23 protein-coding genes are annotated in these 19,690 nt (G+C 67.6%); 14 read left to right on the plus strand and 9 right to left on the minus strand.

Annotated features, from left to right (window positions below; translation table 11 throughout):
* Positions 1-77 precede the first annotated feature (77 nt).
* Positions 78-1,166: an HNH endonuclease signature motif containing protein gene (locus H0193_RS01015; protein ID WP_181888167.1), complete on the plus strand. Its 1,089-nt coding sequence runs from the start codon at positions 78-80 to the stop codon at positions 1,164-1,166.
* On the opposite strand, the gene H0193_RS01020 is transcribed toward H0193_RS01015, so the two are convergent.
* From H0193_RS01020 to H0193_RS01040, 5 genes are read right to left on the minus strand one after another with little or no spacing between them, the layout of a single operon-like run.
* Complete coding sequence (locus H0193_RS01020) at positions 1,109-1,654, minus strand: GNAT family N-acetyltransferase (RefSeq protein ID WP_181888168.1); 546 nt, start codon at positions 1,652-1,654, stop codon at positions 1,109-1,111. The genes H0193_RS01015 and H0193_RS01020 overlap by 58 nt on opposite strands.
* Entirely contained in the window at positions 1,644-2,618 is a 975-nt protein-coding gene (dapD, locus tag H0193_RS01025) for a 2,3,4,5-tetrahydropyridine-2,6-dicarboxylate N-succinyltransferase (protein WP_181888169.1), read from the minus strand. The genes H0193_RS01020 and dapD overlap by 11 nt, the downstream gene beginning before the upstream one ends.
* Before the next feature lie 5 nt (positions 2,619-2,623).
* Positions 2,624-3,988 carry an amino acid permease gene (locus H0193_RS01030; protein ID WP_181888170.1) on the minus strand — a complete coding sequence of 455 codons (1,365 nt, stop codon included), beginning with the start codon at positions 3,986-3,988 and terminating at the stop codon, positions 2,624-2,626.
* Positions 3,988-5,376 (minus strand): amino acid permease, encoded by a 1,389-nt coding sequence (locus tag H0193_RS01035; RefSeq protein WP_181888171.1) that lies wholly within the window; start codon positions 5,374-5,376, stop codon positions 3,988-3,990. The genes H0193_RS01030 and H0193_RS01035 overlap by 1 nt, the downstream gene beginning before the upstream one ends.
* Before the next feature lie 58 nt (positions 5,377-5,434).
* A complete protein-coding gene (locus H0193_RS01040) occupies positions 5,435-6,367 on the minus strand; it encodes a 2,3,4,5-tetrahydropyridine-2,6-dicarboxylate N-succinyltransferase (RefSeq protein WP_181888172.1) in 933 nt (310 codons plus the stop codon).
* A gap of 29 nt (positions 6,368-6,396) precedes the next feature.
* On the opposite strand from H0193_RS01040, the gene dapE reads away from it, so the two are divergent.
* The 7 genes from dapE to H0193_RS01075 are packed head-to-tail and all read left to right on the plus strand — an operon-like array spanning position 6,397 to position 11,229.
* On the plus strand, positions 6,397-7,488 hold the full coding sequence (gene dapE, locus H0193_RS01045; RefSeq protein WP_181888173.1) for a succinyl-diaminopimelate desuccinylase: 1,092 nt from the start codon (positions 6,397-6,399) through the stop codon (positions 7,486-7,488).
* Positions 7,489-7,491: 3 nt separating this feature from the next.
* Positions 7,492-8,277, plus strand: coding sequence for an LOG family protein (locus tag H0193_RS01050; RefSeq protein WP_181888174.1), 786 nt, complete (start codon positions 7,492-7,494; stop codon positions 8,275-8,277).
* Entirely contained in the window at positions 8,270-9,121 is an 852-nt protein-coding gene (folP, locus tag H0193_RS12255) for a dihydropteroate synthase (RefSeq protein WP_236883392.1), read from the plus strand. The genes H0193_RS01050 and folP overlap by 8 nt, the downstream gene beginning before the upstream one ends.
* Positions 9,118-9,834 (plus strand): glucosyl-3-phosphoglycerate synthase, encoded by a 717-nt coding sequence (locus tag H0193_RS01060; protein WP_181888175.1) that lies wholly within the window; start codon positions 9,118-9,120, stop codon positions 9,832-9,834. The genes folP and H0193_RS01060 overlap by 4 nt, the downstream gene beginning before the upstream one ends.
* 10 nt (positions 9,835-9,844) lie before the next feature.
* Positions 9,845-10,153: a cell division protein DivIVA gene (locus H0193_RS01065; RefSeq protein ID WP_181888176.1), complete on the plus strand. Its 309-nt coding sequence runs from the start codon at positions 9,845-9,847 to the stop codon at positions 10,151-10,153.
* A 15-nt stretch (positions 10,154-10,168) separates the two neighbouring features.
* A complete protein-coding gene (locus H0193_RS01070; RefSeq protein ID WP_070475087.1) occupies positions 10,169-10,339 on the plus strand; it encodes a DUF3117 domain-containing protein in 171 nt (56 codons plus the stop codon).
* 26 nt (positions 10,340-10,365) lie between these two features.
* On the plus strand, positions 10,366-11,229 hold the full coding sequence (locus H0193_RS01075) for a class I SAM-dependent methyltransferase (RefSeq protein ID WP_181888177.1): 864 nt from the start codon (positions 10,366-10,368) through the stop codon (positions 11,227-11,229).
* Between the two features lie 7 nt (positions 11,230-11,236).
* Here the strand turns inward: H0193_RS01075 and H0193_RS01080 are convergent, their stop codons facing one another.
* Positions 11,237-12,637 (minus strand): GH32 C-terminal domain-containing protein, encoded by a 1,401-nt coding sequence (locus H0193_RS01080; RefSeq protein WP_181888178.1) that lies wholly within the window; start codon positions 12,635-12,637, stop codon positions 11,237-11,239.
* Positions 12,634-13,791 (minus strand): glycogen synthase, encoded by a 1,158-nt coding sequence (glgA, locus tag H0193_RS01085; RefSeq protein ID WP_181888179.1) that lies wholly within the window; start codon positions 13,789-13,791, stop codon positions 12,634-12,636. The genes H0193_RS01080 and glgA overlap by 4 nt, the downstream gene beginning before the upstream one ends.
* A 67-nt stretch (positions 13,792-13,858) precedes the next feature.
* Between glgA and glgC the strand changes: the two genes are divergently transcribed.
* Entirely contained in the window at positions 13,859-15,076 is a 1,218-nt protein-coding gene (glgC, locus tag H0193_RS01090; RefSeq protein ID WP_181888180.1) for a glucose-1-phosphate adenylyltransferase, read from the plus strand.
* On the opposite strand, the gene H0193_RS01095 is transcribed toward glgC, so the two are convergent.
* Positions 15,073-15,747, minus strand: coding sequence for an O-methyltransferase (locus tag H0193_RS01095; RefSeq protein WP_181888181.1), 675 nt, complete (start codon positions 15,745-15,747; stop codon positions 15,073-15,075). The genes glgC and H0193_RS01095 overlap by 4 nt on opposite strands.
* A gap of 76 nt (positions 15,748-15,823) precedes the next feature.
* Between H0193_RS01095 and sigE the strand changes: the two genes are divergently transcribed.
* Genes sigE through tatB form a run of 3 tightly spaced genes read left to right on the plus strand, consistent with a single transcriptional unit; the run spans position 15,824 to position 17,236 of the window.
* Positions 15,824-16,417, plus strand: coding sequence for an RNA polymerase sigma factor SigE (gene sigE, locus H0193_RS01100; protein WP_181888182.1), 594 nt, complete (start codon positions 15,824-15,826; stop codon positions 16,415-16,417).
* A gap of 17 nt (positions 16,418-16,434) precedes the next feature.
* Positions 16,435-16,806, plus strand: coding sequence for an anti-sigma factor family protein (locus H0193_RS01105; RefSeq protein WP_181888183.1), 372 nt, complete (start codon positions 16,435-16,437; stop codon positions 16,804-16,806).
* Between the two features lie 10 nt (positions 16,807-16,816).
* Positions 16,817-17,236 carry a Sec-independent protein translocase protein TatB gene (tatB, locus tag H0193_RS01110; protein ID WP_181888184.1) on the plus strand — a complete coding sequence of 140 codons (420 nt, stop codon included), beginning with the start codon at positions 16,817-16,819 and terminating at the stop codon, positions 17,234-17,236.
* Here tatB and H0193_RS01115 read toward each other — a convergent pair.
* On the minus strand, positions 17,229-18,365 hold the full coding sequence (locus H0193_RS01115; RefSeq protein WP_181888185.1) for an Mrp/NBP35 family ATP-binding protein: 1,137 nt from the start codon (positions 18,363-18,365) through the stop codon (positions 17,229-17,231). The genes tatB and H0193_RS01115 overlap by 8 nt on opposite strands.
* A 52-nt stretch (positions 18,366-18,417) precedes the next feature.
* On the opposite strand from H0193_RS01115, the gene H0193_RS01120 reads away from it, so the two are divergent.
* Both H0193_RS01120 and H0193_RS01125 read left to right on the plus strand, forming a co-directional pair.
* Positions 18,418-18,933, plus strand: coding sequence for a YflT domain-containing protein (locus tag H0193_RS01120; RefSeq protein ID WP_181888186.1), 516 nt, complete (start codon positions 18,418-18,420; stop codon positions 18,931-18,933).
* Positions 18,926-19,639 carry a hypothetical protein gene (locus tag H0193_RS01125; protein WP_181888187.1) on the plus strand — a complete coding sequence of 238 codons (714 nt, stop codon included), beginning with the start codon at positions 18,926-18,928 and terminating at the stop codon, positions 19,637-19,639. The genes H0193_RS01120 and H0193_RS01125 overlap by 8 nt, the downstream gene beginning before the upstream one ends.
* Positions 19,640-19,690 lie beyond the last annotated feature (51 nt).

The following is a 19,690-nucleotide window of genomic DNA, read 5'->3' on the forward strand; positions in this document are numbered from 1 at the left end:
TGAAATTCTCAGGAAAAGTTATCCACATTTTCGCCGGGGTCTAGATTTGGGGCTTGCGCGGTCATAGCTTGTGTGCCATGACACCATTCCAAGAGTTCCTGAACACACAACCGACCATCCGCGTACTTGAAGGCTTTGACAAACGCGCCGCCATCGCCGCCGGCGTGATACCGAACCTGGCCAGTAAGTGGGAAGCGATCCACACCATCTACTTCGGCCCCACGAGGTGGACCAAACACCAACGCCTCGCCCGTAAGGCCGCCGAGGAGTTCCCGCTGAGCCAGCTGGTCTACATCGAAGACCGGCTGAAAAAGATCCCCAACGAAGCCGAGCGGTGGCGCGTGCGCCGCAAACTGCTGGAGAAGTTCAGCACCCACCACGAACTCAAGGCGAAGGCGGACCGGCTGATTCTCAAACCTGCCCGGACAAAGCCTAAACTGCAGGTCAGGTTCGGCCGGTCGGTGTACGGCAGGCGCACGATTCAGATCACCGCCGACGAGCACGACGCCGCCGACATCGAGCACTACCTGCGCGAAGGCCTCGACCCGACCAAGCCGCCGGGGCCGCAGATGCTGCGAAGATTCCTCGATCTAGTACGGGGATGCGGTGGAGGCCTACCTTTCGCCGTGCGCCGCCCGATTGTGGTGGTGGGGCTGGACCAGCACGTGCAGATCCTCTCCGGCGACGGAGACGACGTGATCCTCGGGCTCACCGACGGCACCACCATCACCGGCGCCGAATACCTAGCATCGGAGCCCGAACTCGCAGAGGTAGCGCTGTTCCACCCGACCGAAGGCGCGTTGAATCTGTACAACACGCAGCGCTACGCCAACGACAAGCAGCGCGACCTCGCCCGGTTGACGCTGACGGTGTGCCCGTGGCCGGGCTGCCGCCACGGCTCCGACTCCTGCGAGATCCACCACATGCAGTCCTGGGCCGAAGGCGGTGAGACGAACATGCGCAACCTCGTGCCGGTGTGCCGCTACCACAACCAGGTCAACCACGACATCGGCTCGCACGCGAACCGCCGCGGCAGTGTCAAACGGGTCAAGGGGACCCCGATGTGGGTCTCGCCAAACGGGATCCCCGCGGCGAACCGGTACCACCCCTACGGGGCGATGGAGGTGCTGTTCGGCTCCGGTTCCTCTGGGGCGCGGAGCACGTAGCGGGCCAGCGTGTCCTCGTGGCCGCGCAAGCGCACCGGGTCGGGGAGAAGCCCGTCGTATGTGAAGCCGGCTTTCTCGGCCGCGCGACGCGAGGCGGCATTGCCTTCGGCGATGTGCAGCTCCAGCCGGCGCAGACCTTGGGCAATCGCGTGGGCGGCGACGAGCCGCAGCGCCCGGGTGGTCAGTCCCTTCCCGCGGGCCCACGGCGCGGTGCTGTAGCCCAGCACACCGCCGGGGCGCAGTTCGATGCTTCCGGCGTAGCGGCCGTCAAGGACATACGCCCATCTCTCGACACCGTCCGGCACAGCGGTGAGGAAATCATTCGCGTGCTCGCCGGTGTAGGGGTGCGGCACGGTGGTCCAGCGCACCATCTCAGGGTCGTTGCTGGTGGCCACAATGTCGGCGCGCACCCCCGGCAACGAATCGACGTCGCTCCAGGGCAGCAGCGTCAGCTCCGCGTCGCGGAGGAGGGGCACGTTAGTTGGCATGCAGCGCTTCGTTGAGCTCGATGCCCTTCGCGGGCACAGCCTCGACGGAGCCGGTGACGGAGTTGCGGCGGAACTGCAGGCCGTTCGCGCCGGAGAGCTCCAGCGCCTTGATCTCGGTGCCCGGCTCCTTGCCAAGGGCCTCGGCCACCGGCGCGGTGAGCACGACCTTGGTGCCGGCGGTGACGTAAAGGCCGGCTTCGACGATGCAGTCGTCGCCGAGCGAAATGCCCACGCCGGCGTTCGCGCCAAGGAGGCAGCGCTCGCCGAGGGAGATGACTTCCTTGCCGCCGCCGGACAGGGTGCCCATGATGGAGGCGCCGCCGCCGATGTCGGTGCCGTCGCCGACAACAACGCCGGCGGAGATGCGACCCTCAACCATGGAGGCGCCGAGCGTGCCGGCGTTGAAGTTCACGAAGCCTTCGTGCATGACGGTGGTGCCTTCGGCGAGGTGGGCGCCGAGGCGGATGCGGTCGGCGTCGCCGATGCGCACGCCGGACGGCACGACGTAGTCGACCATGCGCGGGAACTTGTCCACGGAGAACACCACGACGGGGCCCTTGGCGGCAAGCTTGCCGCGGGTCATCTGGAAATCGGAGACGGCGCAGGGGCCGTAGTTGGTCCACACCACGTTGGACAGCAGACCGAACACACCGTCCATGTTGGCGCCGTGGGGGCGGATCAGGCGGTGCGACAGCAGATGCAGGCGCAGGTATACGTCGTAGGCGTCCACGGCTGGCTCGGCCAGGTCTTTGATCGCGGTTTCCACGGCCACGCGTGCGACGCCGCGCGCCTCGTCGGGGCCGACGAGCTCTTCGAAGCGGGCGTCGGGCTCTGCCAATCGACGCGTCCCGGTTTCCACAACCGGCTCATCAACTAGCGGGGCGGGGTACCAGACGTCAAGCACGGTGCCGTCGTGGGTGATGGTAGCGACGCCGCGCGCAATCGCGGAAGTTGGGGAATTCATGCCAATTACCTTACGGCACCCCGGTTTCGGGTGAGGAAGGACATGGCGACCAGGATCAACGACAGGACGCTGACGCTGATGACTTGGGAGCGCGAAGCATCGTCGAAAAGCATGAGCACCGTCAGCCCCACAAGCGCCGCCAGGGTCACCCACGGCACCCACGACGCGCCGCGCACACGCACCGCGGAAGAACGGATGCGCGGGTGGAGTTTGATGAAGCTCAGTGTGATCATGATCCAGGTGACGATGAGGCAGCCGCCGGTGGCGGACATGATGAAGTCGATCATCCCCGGCGGGTTCCACCACTGCAGGCCCACCGCCACGAATGCGAAGAACACGGAGATGAGCACGGAGTTGCGCGGCACGCCGGCGGTGTTGGTGCGCGCCATCCACGCAGGCGCGTCGCCCTCGAGCGCCTGCTGGTATCCCAGGCGCGAGGTGCCGTAGATCTGCGCGTTGAACGCGGACAGAAGCGCGAGGACGATCACGACCTCCATGAGCGCGGCGGCGCCCGGGATGTTGGCCATTTCCAAAACGGCCGTGAACGGCGAGTCGGCGGCGGAGTCCGCGCCGTCGATGGCGGCGTACGGCAGCAGCAGGATGATCACAGTCACCGAGCCGATGTAGAACAGCGCGATGCGCCAAATAATCGAGTTGACGGCGCGCTTGACGTTGTCGGAGGGATTCTCGGATTCGGCGGCGGCGATGGTGACCACCTCAATGCCGCCGAACGCGAACGCCACCGCGAGCAGCCCGGCGGCGATGCCGGCGATGCCGTTGGGGGCGAAGCCGGATTCGCGCACGTGCTCGAAGCCGACGAAGTCGCTGGCGGGCAGCACCCCGGCCCACAGCAGCACGCCGATGACCAAGAAGCCCAGGATGACGGCGATTTTGATCATGGCGAACCAGTACTCGAACTCGCCGAAGCCCTTGACCTGGGCAAGGTTCACGGCGGTGAGCACCACCACGACGACAAGCCCGGGCACCCATTGCGGCACGCCGAACCAGCCGGCCATCATGGCGGAGGCGCCGGTGAGTTCGGCGCCGCACGCCATGATGAGCAGGAAGTAGTAGATCCAGCCGAGCAGGAACCCGGCCCAGTGGCCGAACGCCATGCGTCCGTAGGTGGCAAACGAGCCGGAGGAGGGGTGCGCGGCGGCCATTTCGCCGAGCATGCGCATCACTGCGATGACGATCAGCCCGGCAATCGCGTACGCGACAAGGATCGCGGGCCCGGCGGCGCGAATGCCCACGCCGACGCCGAGGAACAGCCCGGCGCCCACGGCGGTGCCGAGCCCCATGAGGGTGAGGTGACGCGATTTCAGGCCGGAGCCCAGATCGCTATTGCTTGTCGACGTTCCTCCGGTCATCAGGCGCCCCTATTCTTGTGCACGTTTTGGTGGATCGCGCCGGCGATGGCGATGACGCCGACGACGACGGCGACCGCGAGCATCTGGAAGCGCCCGTCCGCGTCAGCCAGCATCAGCGCAATGACGCCTGCGGCGAGGGCAATCATGACCCACGGCAGGACGGCCGGCGCCCACATGCGGACCTCGGTGATTTCGCCGGTAGCCACTAGCTTCGGATGCAGTCGCACGAACGACAGAGCGACGACGATCCACAGCACGATCAGGCAGCCGCCGACCGCGTTGAGCAAAAACGCAAGCAGCCCTGGCGGGTTCCAGTACTGCAGGGCCACGGCGGCGAACCCGAAAGCGACGGAGACGATGACGGCGCGCATGGGCACGCCGCGGGCGTCGGTGCGGGCGAAGGAGGCGGGGGCGTCGCCGCGCACGGCGAGGTTCTGCAGAAAGCGCGAGGAGCCGTAGATCTGGGTGTTGCAGGCGGACAACAGCGCCACCACGATGACGGCTTCCATGATGCCGACGGCGCCCGGGATGTTGGCCAGTTCGAGCACGGCGGTGAAGGGGGAGTCGGCGGCGGAGTCGGCGCCGCCGATCTCGTCGAAAGGCAAAAGCAGCACGATGAGCAGCACGGAGCCGATGTAGAACACGGAGATGCGCCAGATGATCGAGCGGATGGCGGAGTGCACGCCCGCCTGCGGGTCCTCGGATTCGGCGGCGGCGACGGTGACCAGCTCGATGCCGCCGAACGCGAACGCCACGGCCAGCAGCGCGGTGGCCACGCCGGACCAGCCGTTGGGCATGAAGCCGACCTCGCCGACGTTGCTCAGCCCCACGAATCCGCTGGCGGGCAGCAGCCCGAGCCACAGTGCCACGCCGATGATCAAGAACGCGACGATGACGGCGACCTTGATCAGGGCGAACCAGAACTCGAACTCGCCGAAGTTTTTCACTGCGGAGAAGTTGACCACGGTGAACGCCACGATGGCCACCAGCGCCGGGATCCACGGCGAGATGCCGAACCAGGCGGCGACGATGGCGGAGGCGCCGGTGATTTCCACCGCCATGATCATGATCATCATGAACCAGTACAGCCAGCCGATGGTGAACCCGGCCCACGGCCCGAACGCTTGGGCGGCGTAGGTGGAAAACGTGCCGGAGGACGGGCGCGCGGCGACCATCTCGGCGAGCATCTGCATGAAGCAGACGGTGATGAATCCGGCGATGACGTACGCGATCAGCACGGCCGGCCCGGCGGCTGCGATGCCCACGCCGGTGCCCAGGAACAGGCCGGCGCCGATGGCGGAGCCGAGGCCCATCATGGTCAGGTGGCGTGTCTTCAGTCCGCGAGCGAGCGCGGTGGAGTCCGCGACGGGGGAAACTGGTGTCGACATGTCGAACACCTTAAACGCAAGCTATTGAGTCAACGGCATTATATTCCGCATTTTTGCGCTAATCGACGTCTAAAGTGCGCCGCCGCACCACCGGCGAGGTGGAAAACGGTTCGTGTTCGATGCGCAGGTCGTCGCGCCCGGCGATTATCTTTGCGGGCACCTGCGCGCCGGCTTCGACGTCGAAGACCATGGTGTCCGGTTCGAGCATCACGCCGACGCCGATTTCGCACCGGTCGCCCAAATCCACCCCGATCACACCGGCGGACGGGTGTAGCCGGCAGTCCCGCCCGACCCGCATCGGCGCGCGCTCGTGCTCGCTCACCCTTGACGCCATCAGCGCCGACGACAGCGACAGGTCGGTCCCGCCGCCGACCACCACAGACGACGACAAACGCCCCTCCAGCCGCGCCGGCCCCAGCGTGCCGGCGTTGTAGGACACGTAGCCTTCGCGCATCACGGACGTCCCCTCGGCCAGATACGCCCCCAGCCGTACGCGCTCGGCCTCGGCGATGGTCACCCCGGACGGCACGACGTAGTCGACCATGCGCGGCAGCCGGTCGATGCCGTAGACGTGAATCAGCCCGCGCGCCCGCAGGTTTGTGCGCACGGTTTCGAAGTTGTCCGCCAAACACGGGCCTTTGTTGGTCCACACCACCGGCTGCAACAGGTCCAGTGCGCCGTCCATGTTGATCGTCAGCGGCTCGACCATGCGGTGCGACAGGAGGTGCAGGCGCAAAAACACGTCGTGCGCGTCGATGGGTGGTGCGTCTAAGTCCGCGATGACGGTGCGCACCGGCACGAGTTCCACCAGCCGGTCGTGGTCCGCGCCAATAAGTTTCAGAAACTTCGGGGTGAGTTCGTGGGCGCTGACGCGGTGGGTGCCGGAGGTGGCGTCGATAGGCAATAGCTCCGGCGACGGGAACCAGGTGTCCAGCACGGTGCCGTTCATGGCGATGTTGGCGATTCCGACGGCGCGCGCTCCTTGAGACATGGCTGCGAGTCTAAACGTAGGATCGCCGTGTGACTTCCTTAGATCTCTTCGCCGACCCAATTGCACTTTCTGCGGCGCTCGTGGACATCGAGTCGCCCTCGCACCATGAGGAGGCGATCGCGGACGCCGTCGAGAACGCGCTGCGCGGCCTCGAGCACGCGGAGGTTGCGCGCTTTGGCAACACGGTGGTGGCGCGCACGAACTTCGGCCTGGGCTCGAGGGTGGTCCTGGCCGGGCACATTGACACCGTCCCGCTCGCGGACAACACCCCGCACAAGCTTCTCGACGGCACCTTGCACGGCTGCGGGTCCGTCGACATGAAATCCGGCATGGCCTGCTACCTGGCAGCCTTCGCGCGCCTGGCCGAGCCGGGCAAATCCGTCCACGACCTGACCGTGATCGCCTACGAGGGCGAGGAGGTCGCGCAGGAGTACAACGGCCTGCACCACCTGGAGCGCGACAACCCGGAGTGGCTCGAGGGCGACATCGCGCTGCTCGGCGAGCCGTCCGGCGGCATCATCGAGGCCGGCTGCCAGGGCTCCATCCGTGTGTTCGTGGACGCGGCAGGCACCCGCGCCCACTCCGCCCGCAGCTGGCTGGGCCACAACGCGGCGCACGATCTGGCCGGGGTGCTCACGCGCATCGCCGCCTACGAACCGCGCGCGGTGGAGATCGACGGCTGCGAGTACCGCGAGGGCCTCAACGTGGTCGGCCTGGAGGGTTTCGTGGCCACCAACACCATCCCGGACCACGCGCGGCTGATCGTGAACTTCCGCTACGCGCCGGACCGCTCCGTCGAGGACGCCAAGGCGCACCTCGAGGAAGCGCTTTCGCTTGAGGACGGGCTCACGCTGACCTACGACGACATCTCCCCGGCCGCCCTTCCCGGCCTGGGCGACCCCGTGGCCGCCGGCCTAGTCAAGGCTGTGGGCGGGAAATTCCGCGCGAAGTTCGGATGGACGGACGTGGCGCGCTTTTCTAGCCTGGGAGTTCCCGCGGTCAACTTCGGCCCCGGCGACCCTGGTTTTGCCCACAAGAAGGACGAGCAGTGCCCGACGGACCAGATCACGCAGGTCTTCGAGCAGCTGCTGTCGTATTTGAGCGTCAACGAAAGCGAGTAGTTAATGGCCCCGCTGAACATTCCCCGCCCGGAGCGCGACCGGAAGTTGCGCGGCCCGATCGCGTTGCGCGGTTCGGACCACCAGGCGTCCACGTTCGACCAGCGCCTGCTTGAGGCGTTCGGGCACGCGGACAGTCAGTGGCGTCACGAGGACCCGTGGCGCGTGATGCGCATCCAGAGCGAGTTCGTCGCAGGTTTCGACGCGCTGAGCGAAATGCCGAAGGCCGTCACGGTGTTCGGTTCGGCGCGCCTGGGGGAGGGCACGGAGGAGTACCAGCTGTCCTACGACGTGGGCAGGGCGCTCGTGGAGGCCGGCTACGCGGTGATCACCGGCGGCGGGCCTGGGCTGATGGAGGGGCCGAACCGCGGCGCGCACAACGCCGACGGCCTGTCGGTGGGCCTGGGCATCGAGCTGCCGTTCGAGCAGGGCCTGAACGACTGGGTGGATCTGGGCCTGAACTTCCGCTACTTCTTCGCCCGCAAGACCATGTTTTTGAAGTACTCGCAGGCGTTTATTGCGCTGCCGGGCGGTTTCGGCACGATGGACGAGGTCTTCGAGGTGCTGTGCATGGTGCAAACCGGCAAGGTGACCAACTTCCCGATCGTGCTGATGGGCACCGAGTTCTGGTCGGGCCTGGTGTCGTGGATTGAGGAGCAGCTGCTGGGCCGCGGGCTGATTTCGCCGGGCGACGAGAAGCTCTTTTTGGTCACCGACTCCGTCGACGAGGCGGTGGCGCACATCGTGGATAAGCACAAGGTGATGACGGATCAGCGCCTCAAGGATGAGTAAGCCGCTCGCCGAAGTGATGGCGATTGTCAACCGCACGCCCGACTCGTTCTACGACAAGGGCGCGACGTTCGCCTCCGAGAAAGCACTTTTGCGTATCGACGGTGCCGTGTCCGCCGGAGCCAGCATCATCGACATCGGCGGCGTCAAGGCCGGGCCGGGCGACGACGTGTCCGTGGCCGAGGAAATCGACCGCGTGGTGCCGCTGATCGCCGCCGCGCGCGGACGCCACCCGGACGTGACGTTGAGCGTGGACACGTGGCGCGCGCCCGTGGCCGAGGCCGCGATCGCCGCCGGCGCGGACCTGATCAACGACACGTGGGCAGGCTTCGACCCGGAGCTGGTGGAGGTCGCCGGACAGCATCGGGTGGGCTACGTCTGCTCGCACACCGGCGGGATCACCCCGCGCACCCGCCCGCACCGGGTGCACTACTACGACGTGGTCGCCGACGTCATCGCCGAAACCACGGCGCTAGCCGAGCGCGCCGCGTCGCTGGGTGTGCCGGAGGAGCGCATCTTCATCGACCCCACCCACGACTTCGGCAAGAACACCTACCACGGCCTGGAGCTGCTGCGCCGCGTGGACGAGCTCGTGGCCACGGGCTGGCCGGTGCTGATGGCGCTGTCGAACAAGGACTTTGTCGGCGAGACGCTAAACCGCGGCCTCAACGGCGCGGACATCACCGAGCGCGTCCCCGGCACCCTCGCCGCGACTGCGTGGGCGGCCGCGCGCGGGGTGGCGGCCTTCCGCGTGCACGAAGTGGAGGCCACACTCGATGTGATCCGCATGACCGCCGCCATCCAGGGCGAGATGGCCCCGCTTCACACCGTTCGGGGGCTCGCGTGAGGGTCAGCGTGGTCATTCCTGCGTTGAATGAGGAAGCGACGGTGGCGGGGGTCGTCGAGAAGTGTCTGGCATCGCACGCCGACGAAGTGCTGGTGATCGACCCGGACTCCACCGACGCCACCGCCACACTCGTGGCGGAGGCGGGCGCGCGGGTGGTGCCGTGGCGCGAGGTGGACCCCCGCGAGCCGTGGGAGGGCAAAGGCGAGGCGCTGTGGCGCGGGGTGAAGGCGGCCGCCGGCGACGTCGTGGTCTTCGTGGACGCGGACGTGACCTCGCTCGAGCCGTGGTGGGTCGACGCGCTCGCCGAACCCTTCAGCGACGACAGCGTCCACCTGGTCAAAGCCTCCTACGAGCGCGCCCGCGCCGGCGGCCGCGTCACCGAACTGACCGCCAAGCCGCTGCTGCGCGCGTTGTTCCCGCAGCTCGCGCACATCCGCCAGCCGCTCGCCGGCGAGTACGCCATCCGCCGCTCGACCGCCCTTCGCCTCCCGTTCGTCGCGGGTTACGGCGTCGAGGCGGGCCTGCTTATCGACGTCGCCTCGGCCCACGGACCCGCCTCCATCGCTGAAGTTGAGTTGAGCCCGCGCACGCACCGCAACCGCCCGCTGGCCCAGCTGGGGCCCATGGCGGACGTGGTCTCCCGCACGATCCTGGCGCGCGCCGGGGTGGGCGAAATCCAGGTCCGCGAGCGCCCCGCCTGGGTTGCCGGTTAAACTAACCGTCATGCTTTCCTGGATCGTGCTAATCCTCATCCTCGCGCTGCTGAGCATCATCGGTGTGCGCGTGTTCGCCTCCGTCTTCGGCCGCGGCGAGGCCCAGCCGCCGATGCCGCCGACCGCCGACGTCAAAGAGGCCAACCGACGTGCCGTGGAGGAGGGCAACTTCGGCGACATTCAGCTCGAAGTGGTGCACCGCGGCTACCGCATGGATCAGGTGGATGCGCTGCTGGAGCAGTTGGCCGGCGGCAACCTTGGGCCCGTCGAGAGGCAGGATGCTCAGGTAGAATCGCCTACGTCAACTATCGCGAAGTAAAAGGAGCGTAGACGAATGGCAGCAATGAAGCCGCGTACCGGCAGTGGCCCGATGGAAGCGGTGGAGGAGTCCCGCAAGATCGTGATGCGTATCCCGTCCGACGGCGGCGGCCGCCTCGTGGTGGAGCTGTCCAAGGAGGAGGCCGGCGAGCTCGGCCGACTGCTCACGGAGGCCGCAGAAGCCTAACGCGCCGAACGCGGTAGTATCGCCACATGCTCAACGACATTGTGGACGTGCTCGCCGACCCGGCAGACCTGACCCCGCTTCGGGGCGAAGACGACTTTTCCCGTCTCGTCTCCGAATCGGGGCATTCTTATGACGTGGCCAAGCAGGGCTACGTCACCCTCGCCGCCGGCAAGGGCATCGGGCACGAGGGTGACTCGCTGGAGATGGTCAACTCCCGCGAGACGTTTCTGTCCAACGGCCACTTCGCGCCGTTCGTGGAGGCAGTCTCCGACGCGCTCGCAGACGTTGTGGAGCGCGCCGCCGGCGACGCGGACAACCCGGTGATCATGGAGGCCGGCGCCGGCACCGGCTACTACCTGGCCCACACCCTGGACCTGATCGCGGGCGCGCGCGGTGTTGGCCTGGACGTGTCCGTGCCGGCCGCGAAGCACCTGGCGAAGGCACACCCGCGCGTGGGCGCTGTGGTGGCGGACGTGTGGGAGCAGCTGCCCATCCGCACCGGCTCCGTGCACGCTTTATCGGTGGTGTTCGCGCCGCGTAACCCGGCGGAGTTCGCGCGCGTGCTTGTGGACGGCGGCGAGGCCGTCATGCTCGTCGCCGACCAGGGCCACCTGGACGAGCTGCGCGAGCCGTTGGGCATCCTCGGCGTCGAGGAGGGCAAGGTCGAGCGCCTCATCGCCCAGTCCGAGGGCCACCTGGTCCCCGCGGCGGAGCCCGAGCTCATCGAGTTCCCGATGCTGCTGGAGCGCGACGCCATCGCCGCCCAGGTGGGCATGAGCCCGTCGGCGCGCCACTTGGACAAAGAGACGCTTCAGGCCCGCCTCGCGGAGCTGCCGGAGCAGATGAAAGTCACGGCTCGCGCGCAGCTGATCCGCATGCGCAAGGCCTAAAACCGCCTTAGCGCACGTAGCCGCGGCGCCACTCGGAGTGGATTTCCGCGCCGTCGTGGGCGCGGGTGCGGATGCCGGAGCAGCCGCCGTCGAGCCACACGCGCGAGGACATGACCACGCTGCCGCCGCCGGCGTAGACCTCGATGGTGGAGCCGTCGACGATGACGGTGATGTTGTCCTCGTCCTCGTCGTTGAGCGCGGCGGTGGCGGGGGAGCCGTCGAGGCGGTCGAGGGTGATCTGGTCGCCGGAGTGGGTGATCACCACGCCCGGCTCGCCGTTTCCGTCCAGAACTTCCACGACGACGGAGGAGCCCGGCGCGACCTCGCACAGCCCGGCCCACATGCGGGCGCGGTCGGTGCTGTCCACGGCGTCCGGAAGTCCCGGGGCGGGCACCTGGTAGAGGCGGCCGCCCTGCAGGGTGACGCGGCGCGGCAGGGTCAGGGCGTTGGCCCAGCCTTCGGCGTCCCAGTTGGGTTCTTGGGTGGGGTCGCCGGCGCGGTCGGTGTTGGTCATGAACCCGTAGAGGTAGGCGCGCTCGTACAGCTTCGCTGTTTCCACCAGGTTGTAGGTGGTGTTGCGGGGGCGGGTGAAGTCGTGGCCGTGGTCAACGATGGTGAACGGGGTGTCCACGCGGAAGACATTGCCGCGCAGTTCGCCGACGGCGTAGACGGCGGTGTCTTTGCCGTCGCGCTCGAGGGTGGCAAACAAAACGTCGCGGATCTGGCCGTCCACTTCGTCGCGCAGGCGCACGATGCGCGGGGCGACGAGGGAGGCGTCGAGGTCGAAGCCGGTCTCGCCTTCGAACTCGAGGACGCCTTCGAGTTTCCAGTCGCGGCCGTCCTCGGAGGTGAGCACGACTGGCTTCGGCGCGGTTTCGGGCCCGGAGACGGCGAGCATGAGCCAGCCGTCGTGGGCGTCGTCGCGGTCGGTGTCGGCGTCCCAATCGGGAACGACGCAGGGGGAGCGGAAGTTACTCACGCCGGCGACGTCTTCGACGACGGCGCCGAGGCGGGACGCGGCCGCGGAAACGTCCAGGTCGGTGTCCTCGTCGAGGTCGGAGCACAGCTCGTCGACGTGCGGCACGTGCGCGACCTGGATCGTGTTGCCGGCCGCGGTGGCGGAGGTGAAGTACAGGTCCACGCCGTCGCCTGCGGGGGAGACGCTGCCTGCGCGGACGGCGATTTCGCCGCCGACGGGCACGATGACGTCGTTGCAGTCCACCCAGCTAAACGGGTCTTCTTCGCTTTGCTGGTGGCCCCAGCGGCTGGGCGCGTCGGGGGTGGGGCGGTACTGGTAGAACATGTTCCAGACGCGCTCGGATGCAGCCCCGGTGCGGTAGATGCCGGCGGGGCCTTCGAGGATGCCGCGCTCGGCGGTGACGTGCAGTTCCGGACGGTAAACGGTCATCTGTTCAGCCCCTTGTAAATCTCTACGGTCTCTTGCGCGATGGTTGCCCAGGAAAAGTCGGTTTTGGCCCGCTTGAGCCCGGCCGCGCCCATCGCGGCGGCGCGCTCGCTATCGCCTGCGACGGCGTTGACGGCTTCGGCGAAGGCGGCTTCGAAGCCCGCGGTGTCGTTGGCATCGTAGTCCACCAGCACGCCGGTTTCGCCGTCGACGACGACCTCCGGGATGCCGCCGACGCGCGAGGCTACCACGGCGGTTTCGCACGCCATCGCTTCGAGGTTCACAATGCCCAGCGGCTCGTAGATGGACGGGCAGACGAACACGTCCGCCAGCGAGTACACCTCGCGCACCTTCTCCGGCGGCATCATTTCCTGGATCCAGAACACGCCGTCGCGCGACGCCTTCAGCTTTTCGACGAGCCCTTCGGTCTCCGCCGCTATCTCCTTGGTGTCCGGGGCCCCGGCGCAAAGGATGAGCTGGATGTCCTCGTCGAAGGCTTGGGCCGCCTTGAGTAGGTGGGCCACACCCTTTTGGCGGGTGATGCGCCCGACGAACGCCACGACGGGCTTGTCCGTGTCCACTCCAAGCTCCTCGGCGATGGTGCCGGAGTCGGGGTACCACTTCTGCGGGTCGATGCCGTTTAAGACGGTGTGGACTTTAGAAGCGTCGATACGCGGGTAGGCCCGCAGGACTGCCTCCTTCATGCCGGCGGAAACCGCGATGACCGCATCGGCGTACTCGAAGGCGTTCTTCTCCGACCAGGAGGAGACGTTGTAGCCGCCGCCGAGCTGCTCGCGCTTCCAGGGGCGGTCCGGCTCCAGGGAGTGGGCGGTGACCACGTGGGGGATCTCGTGCAGCTGGCCGGCCAGGTGCCCGCCGAGGCCCGCGTACCAGGTGTGGGAGTGCACCACGTCCAGCCCGGCGGCGGCGTCCGCCATGCGCAGGCCGGTGGACAGTGTCTTGATTGCCCCGTTGGCGTCCTCCAACGCGGGGTCGACGCCGTGGACATAAACGCCTTCCGCGTCGCGGGGTGCGCCCATGCAGTGCACGTCCACGTCGACGATGTCGCGCATGAAGCGCGTCAGCTCGGTGACGTGGACGCCGGCGCCGCCGTAGACCTCCGGCGGGTATTCGCGGGTGAACATTCCGACTTTCATGACCGCCGAGCCTACTTACGCGCGCGATTCCCTGCAGGGACCTGAAATTCTCATTAGCCTAGCTGTCATGAAAAGCCAGCCTCGAGTTCTCGCCATCGTACTGGCCGGCGGTGAGGGCAAGCGCCTGTTTCCGCTGACCGCTGACCGTGCCAAGCCCGCCGTGCCGTTCGGCGGCAACTACCGTCTCATCGATTTCGTCCTGTCCAACCTGGTCAACGCGGGCTACATGCGCATCGCGGTGCTGACCCAGTACAAGTCCCACTCGCTGGACCGCCACGTGGCCACCGCGTGGAACGTCTCCGGCCCGACGCAGCAGTACATCGCGTCGGTGCCGGCGCAGCAGCGCCGCGGCAAGCGCTGGTACTCGGGCTCGGCGGACGCGATTGTGCAGTCGCTGAACCTGATCTACGACGACGCGCCGGACTACGTGCTGGTCTTCGGCGCGGACCACGTCTACCGCATGGACCCGTCCCAGATGGTGGAGGACCATATCGCCTCGGGCAAGGCCGCCACGGTCGCCGGCATCCGCGTGCCGCGCTCGGAGGCGCACGCGTTCGGCTGCATCCAGGCGGACGACGACGGCACGATCACCGAGTTCCTGGAGAAGCCGTCGGACCCGCCGGGTACCCCCGACGACCCGGAGACCACATTCGCGTCCATGGGTAACTACTGCTTCTCCACCGAGGCGCTGATCCAGGCGCTGCTGGAAGACGAGCAGAACGAGGACTCCGCCCACGACATGGGCGGCGACATCATCCCGTACTTCGTGGCCCAGGGCGAGGCGAACGTGTACGACTTCTCGCGCAACGAGGTCCCGGGTGCCACCGAGCGCGACCGCGGCTACTGGCGCGACGTCGGCACCGTGGACTCGTTCTACGAGGCCCACATGGACCTGATTTCCTCGCATCCGGTGTTCAACCTCTACAACAAGGCGTGGCCGATCCACGCGACGGAGGAGGACAACCTGCCTCCGGCGAAGTTTGTCATGGGCGGCATCGCGCAGGAGTCGATCGTGGCGTCCGGCTCCATCATTTCGGGGGCGACGGTGCGCAACTCGGTGCTATCTACCGACGTCCGCGTGGAGGAAGGCGCCACCGTGGAAGGCTCAGTGCTGATGCCGGGCGTGCGCGTGGGCAAGGGCGCGGTGGTGCGCCACTGCATCCTGGATAAGAACGTCTACGTCTCCGACGGCGAGACCATCGGCGTGGACGCGCAGCGAGACGGGGAGCGTTTCACCGTCTCCGACAACGGCGTGGTGTGCGTGGGCAAGAGCGAGGTAATTTAGCGGCGCTTGGTCAGAAGCGTCAGCCCGCCGTCGAGAGGCAGGCGCGCAAGGGCCGCATCTTCGAGCGCAAGCGTATCGACGTAGGCGTCCGCCTCGCGCGCGGCTTCAGTGTCGCGGTCGCGGCGGGTGGGGTCGGCCACGGTGCCGTCGAGAAGCGAGCCCGCGATGACGAGCGTGCCGCTGGGGGCGAGCAGGGGCCACGCGGCGTCGATGAGCGGGCGCAGCTCCACGGCGGAGACGTCGGCGTAGATGAGCTGGTACGCGCCGGTGGCCAGGCGCCCCATCACATCGAGCGGGCGGGAGGTGAGGAAACGCACGCGCGACGGCGCAAAGCCCGCGGCGCGGAACGCCTCTTTCGCGCCCGCCTGCAGCGCCGCCTCCGGCTCAATGCAGGTCAGGGTTGCTTTCTCGCGCAGGCCGGCGAGGATGTGCAGGCCCGCAACACCCGCGGCCGGGGTCACCGCGACCGCGCCCTGGGAGGCCTCGTTGCCCGCCGCCAGCACGGACAGCAAATCGCCCACGACCTGGCTCGGAACCGGCACGCCGTTTTCCTCGGCGTCCTCGCGGGCGCGGGCGAGCGCTTCGCCCACCTCATCCGGCAGGTGGTCCCGTCGGGAGTCGATGTAGGTGCTCAGTTGGGTAAACGCAGTCTCACTCACACGCGCAATCATAGCGGGGCGCATGTGTCCAGGGAGCTCACAGGAGACGCGCTGGATTCCGAAAGGTCGGTCTGGAACACTGTCCGTTATGACCTCTGAGGAAAGCCAGCTGTCCGGCACTGCCGCGTTCGACGCAGGCGAGGGGGCAATGCCCACCTGGTCGGAGCTGGTGCAGGAACACGCCGACAGCGTCTCCCGCCTTGCCTACCGCCTCTCCGGCAACCAGCACGACGCGGAGGACCTGACGCAGGAGACCTTCATGCGCGTGTTCCGCAGCCTGAAGAACTACCAGCCCGGCACCTTCGAGGGCTGGCTGCACCGCATCACCACCAACCTGTTTTTGGACATGGTGCGCCGCCGCGCGAAGATCCGCATGGAGGCGCTGCCGGAGGACTACGAGCGCGTGCCCGGCACTGACATGACGCCGGAGGAGGCCTACAACGTGGCCAACCTGGACCCGGCGCTGCAGCGCGCGCTGGACGATCTCGCGCCGGATTTCCGCGTCGCCGTCGTGCTCTGTGACGTGATGGGCATGACCTACGAGGAAATCGGCGACACCCTTGGGGTGAAGATGGGCACGGTGCGCTCCCGCATCCACCGCGGGCGCGCGCAGTTGCGGGAGTCGCTGGAGAAGCAGGCGCTTGACGACGCGCACGCGAAGGAACTCATCCGCACCCGCTAACAAGCGACGTGATGTCAATGTCCAAACGCGAATTCAACTCCACCGACCACCTGAACCCGGAGGCGGTCGCCGCCTTCGTGGACGGCGAGCTGTCAGATGCGGCGTTCCGTCGCGCCGCCCGCCACTTGGAGGATTGCGAGGAGTGCAGCGCCGAGGTCGACGCCCAGCGCCGCGCCGCGAACCGGCTTCGCGTGGTGGATAACTCCAGCGTGCACGCCCCGGTGTCGCTGGTGGAGCGCCTGGCGGGCATGTGCGCCGAGGACCTCGACGGGGTGGGGGAGGCGCCGGGTCCGCGCGGTCGGGGCAGGAAGCTGGCCACTGACCTCGGCACCAACCTCGGCGCGGCGCTGCAGTCGGCTCTGGGCGCGCTGAAGCGCCGCGGGGAGTAGGGTGTTGTAGGTGTTTTCCAACATCGGCTGGGGCGAGATTTTCTTCATCCTGATCATCGGGCTCATCGTGATCGGGCCCGAACGCCTGCCGTCTGTCGTGGAGGATGTGCGCGCGGCGATCTACGCCGCGAAGAAGGCGATCAACAACGCCAAGGCCGAGCTCAACGGGGAGCTGGGCGAATTCGAAGAGTTTAAAAAGCCCATCAACACCGTCTCCCAGTACGCGGCGATGGGCCCGCGCCGCGCGATGGCGAAGGTGCTGTTCGAAGACGAGGCAGGCACGGCGCAATCAGAGCCGGAACCCACCCGCTCCGGACCGCGTTCAGCGCAGTCGCAGCAGAGCCAGCCTGCGCCGCAGGAGCGGCCGGGGCGGGATCAGGCGGAGCGGCCGTCGAAAGGCAGGAGCTTCTCCTGGGAGGACATCACTTAACTTGCGGGTTGAGGCTCTTGCCGGCGAGCGACTCGCGGCGCACCTTCAGCTGATCCGCCACCGCCTGGATGGCCTTCGCGGCGGGGGAGTCCGGCTCGGAGATGGTGACGGGGGTGCCGGTGTCGCCGTGCTCGCGCAGCTTCGGGTCCAGGGGGATGGAGCCGAGCAGCTTCACGTCGGAGTCCGTGAGCTGGGTCAGGCGCTCGGCGACCTGCTCGCCGCCGCCCTCGCCGAAGATATTCATGACGGTGCCGTCGGGCATGGTCATGCCGGCCATGTTCTCGATGACGCCGGCGATCTTCTGGTCCGTCTGCTGCGCGATCGTGCCTGCGCGCTCGGCCACCTCGGCGGCCGCGGCCTGCGGGGTGGTCACGATGAGCAGCTCCGCGTTAGGCACGAGCTGTGCGACGGTGATGGCCACGTCGCCGGTGCCGGGCGGCAGGTCCATGAACAGCACATCTAGGTCGCCCCAGTACACGTCGGCGAGGAACTGCTGGATCGCGCGGGTGAGCATGGGCCCGCGCCACACGATCGGCGCGTTGCCTTCGACGAACTGGCCCACGGAGATGTGGCGCACGCCGTGGGCGATCGGCGGCATGATCATCTCGTCGACAACCGTGGGGCCCTTCTCCGCCGAGCCCATCAGGCCGGGCACGGAGTGGCCGTAGATGTCCGCGTCCACCACGCCCACGCTCAGGCCCTGCGCGGCCAGCGCGGTGGCCAGGTTCACGGTCATGGAGGATTTGCCCACGCCGCCCTTGCCGGAGGCGACGGCGAAGATGCGGGTGCGCGTGTCCGGGTCGGCGAAGGGGATCGCGGGCCCGGTCTGCTCGCCGCGCAGCTTCAGCGCCAGTGCCCGGCGCTGCTCGTCGCTCATGGTGTGCAGGGTGACGGTGACGTCGCCGACGCCGTCGAGTTCCTCCAACACGGCGCGTGTGTTGTCTTCGATGGTGTCGCGCATCGGGCAGCCGGCGATGGTCAGGTAGATGCCCACGGCCACGTCCGCGCCGTCAATGCGCACGGATTCCACCATGTCCAGCTCGGTGATGGGCTTGCCAATCTCGGGGTCCTCCACGCGCTCGAGTGCGGCGAGGACGTCCTGCTCTGTGATGTTGTGTTCAGTAGCCATGTTGCCCTGCAGTATAACGGTGCCTCGCGGTCGAACGGATACACTGGTGGGCATGACAAATCCCATGAGCAACTCGTCTCGCGTGCCCGCGCGCGAGGTTCCCACGGGCTGGCCTGTCGGCAGCTTCAAAACGTACGCGGAGGCTCAAGCCGCGGTGGATGCGCTTTCTGACCGGGAGTTCCCGGTGGAGAAGCTGTCCATCGTGGGCGTGGATCTCATGCAGGTGGAGAAGATCACCGGCCGCCTGACCTGGGGCAAGGTGCTGGGCACCGGCGCGCTTTCCGGCCTGTGGATGGGCCTGTTTTTGGGCCTGATCCTCTCGGTGTTCACGGAGCCGGGCTCGGGCTGGGTGACGTTTACCACCACGCTGATCCTCGGCGCGATCTTCGGCGTGATTTTCGCGGCGGTGGCCTACGCGTTCACGGGCGGCAAGCGCGACTTCTCTTCGGCGACGGCGATCGTGGCGGGCCACTACGACGTGCTGTGCGAGCCGGATGCCGCCCCGCAGGCGCGCGACCTCATCGCGGGCCAATTGCCTATCGACGACACGTCGCAGCCTAATGCGTAGACACACCCGCGCCCTGGCGGCACTTTCCGTGTGCGCGATCACGCTGTCCGGGTGCGCCGCGCTCGGACAGAAGAGCACCAGCAAGGAACCGATCGCGATCGGCATCGACGCCGACGACCCGGAGCAGCGCGTCCTGGGCGAGATTTACAGCCGCGTGCTGCAGCAGCTGGGCCGTCCCACTAGCGTCACCGCCGCCGATTTCTCGGCGGGCGACACGCTGCGCGTGCTGAAGGAAACGCCGGTGGACTTCGTGGTGACCTGCACCGGCCGCCTCGTGGAGGAAACCGACGTGGAGGCCGCCAAACGCCTGAAGAAAGAAGCGAAGGAGGAGCCGGCCGGGTTCTCGGACGTGGTCTACGACCAAGCCATCGCGGGCCTGCCCAGCACCCTGCGGACCGTGGATCCTTCGCCGGCGCAAAGCTGCGGGCGTTCCGGTGAGCTGCCGCAGAACATCATCCCGCTGTTCGACAAGTCCGGTTTCGACCGCGGCGAGATCAACCGCTTGAACTTCATCACCCGCGTCATTTCCACCAAGTCGCTGGAGGAGATGGTCGAGGACATCGAGGGCGGCGCCGACGTCCAGGACACCCTGGCGGCGTGGATGATGGAAAACGCCCACATCAACATCTATAACGACGAGCTGCCGGAGGCCGACGAGGACGGTGCCGCCGCAGGCGATTCCGCCGACAGCGCCGGCGCGCGCTAAACACGCATACCAGGCACGAGGAAGGGCCCCGGGGTCAACCCTGGGGCCCTA

It is taken from the genome of Corynebacterium haematomassiliense, from assembly GCF_013978595.1.
Classification (GTDB): domain Bacteria; phylum Actinomycetota; class Actinomycetes; order Mycobacteriales; family Mycobacteriaceae; genus Corynebacterium; species Corynebacterium lehmanniae.

Excerpts from the sequence above, each read along its gene's own strand:
- H0193_RS01015 (WP_181888167.1), top strand. The coding sequence starts at position 78 with ATGACACCATTCCAAGAGTTCCTGAACACACAACCGACCATCCGCGTA.
- H0193_RS01020 (WP_181888168.1), bottom strand. The coding sequence starts at position 1,654 with ATGCCAACTAACGTGCCCCTCCTCCGCGACGCGGAGCTGACGCTGCTG.
- dapD (WP_181888169.1), bottom strand. The coding sequence starts at position 2,618 with ATGAATTCCCCAACTTCCGCGATTGCGCGCGGCGTCGCTACCATCACC.
- H0193_RS01030 (WP_181888170.1), bottom strand. The coding sequence starts at position 3,988 with ATGACCGGAGGAACGTCGACAAGCAATAGCGATCTGGGCTCCGGCCTG.
- H0193_RS01035 (WP_181888171.1), bottom strand. The coding sequence starts at position 5,376 with ATGTCGACACCAGTTTCCCCCGTCGCGGACTCCACCGCGCTCGCTCGC.
- H0193_RS01040 (WP_181888172.1), bottom strand. The coding sequence starts at position 6,367 with ATGTCTCAAGGAGCGCGCGCCGTCGGAATCGCCAACATCGCCATGAAC.
- H0193_RS01050 (WP_181888174.1), top strand. The coding sequence starts at position 7,492 with ATGGCCCCGCTGAACATTCCCCGCCCGGAGCGCGACCGGAAGTTGCGC.
- folP (WP_236883392.1), top strand. The coding sequence starts at position 8,270 with ATGAGTAAGCCGCTCGCCGAAGTGATGGCGATTGTCAACCGCACGCCC.
- H0193_RS01065 (WP_181888176.1), top strand. The coding sequence starts at position 9,845 with ATGCTTTCCTGGATCGTGCTAATCCTCATCCTCGCGCTGCTGAGCATC.
- H0193_RS01070 (WP_070475087.1), top strand. The coding sequence starts at position 10,169 with ATGGCAGCAATGAAGCCGCGTACCGGCAGTGGCCCGATGGAAGCGGTG.
- H0193_RS01075 (WP_181888177.1), top strand. The coding sequence starts at position 10,366 with ATGCTCAACGACATTGTGGACGTGCTCGCCGACCCGGCAGACCTGACC.
- H0193_RS01080 (WP_181888178.1), bottom strand. The coding sequence starts at position 12,637 with ATGACCGTTTACCGTCCGGAACTGCACGTCACCGCCGAGCGCGGCATC.
- glgA (WP_181888179.1), bottom strand. The coding sequence starts at position 13,791 with ATGAAAGTCGGAATGTTCACCCGCGAATACCCGCCGGAGGTCTACGGC.
- glgC (WP_181888180.1), top strand. The coding sequence starts at position 13,859 with ATGAAAAGCCAGCCTCGAGTTCTCGCCATCGTACTGGCCGGCGGTGAG.
- H0193_RS01095 (WP_181888181.1), bottom strand. The coding sequence starts at position 15,747 with ATGATTGCGCGTGTGAGTGAGACTGCGTTTACCCAACTGAGCACCTAC.
- sigE (WP_181888182.1), top strand. The coding sequence starts at position 15,824 with ATGACCTCTGAGGAAAGCCAGCTGTCCGGCACTGCCGCGTTCGACGCA.
- H0193_RS01105 (WP_181888183.1), top strand. The coding sequence starts at position 16,435 with ATGTCCAAACGCGAATTCAACTCCACCGACCACCTGAACCCGGAGGCG.
- H0193_RS01115 (WP_181888185.1), bottom strand. The coding sequence starts at position 18,365 with ATGGCTACTGAACACAACATCACAGAGCAGGACGTCCTCGCCGCACTC.
- H0193_RS01120 (WP_181888186.1), top strand. The coding sequence starts at position 18,418 with ATGACAAATCCCATGAGCAACTCGTCTCGCGTGCCCGCGCGCGAGGTT.
- H0193_RS01125 (WP_181888187.1), top strand. The coding sequence starts at position 18,926 with ATGCGTAGACACACCCGCGCCCTGGCGGCACTTTCCGTGTGCGCGATC.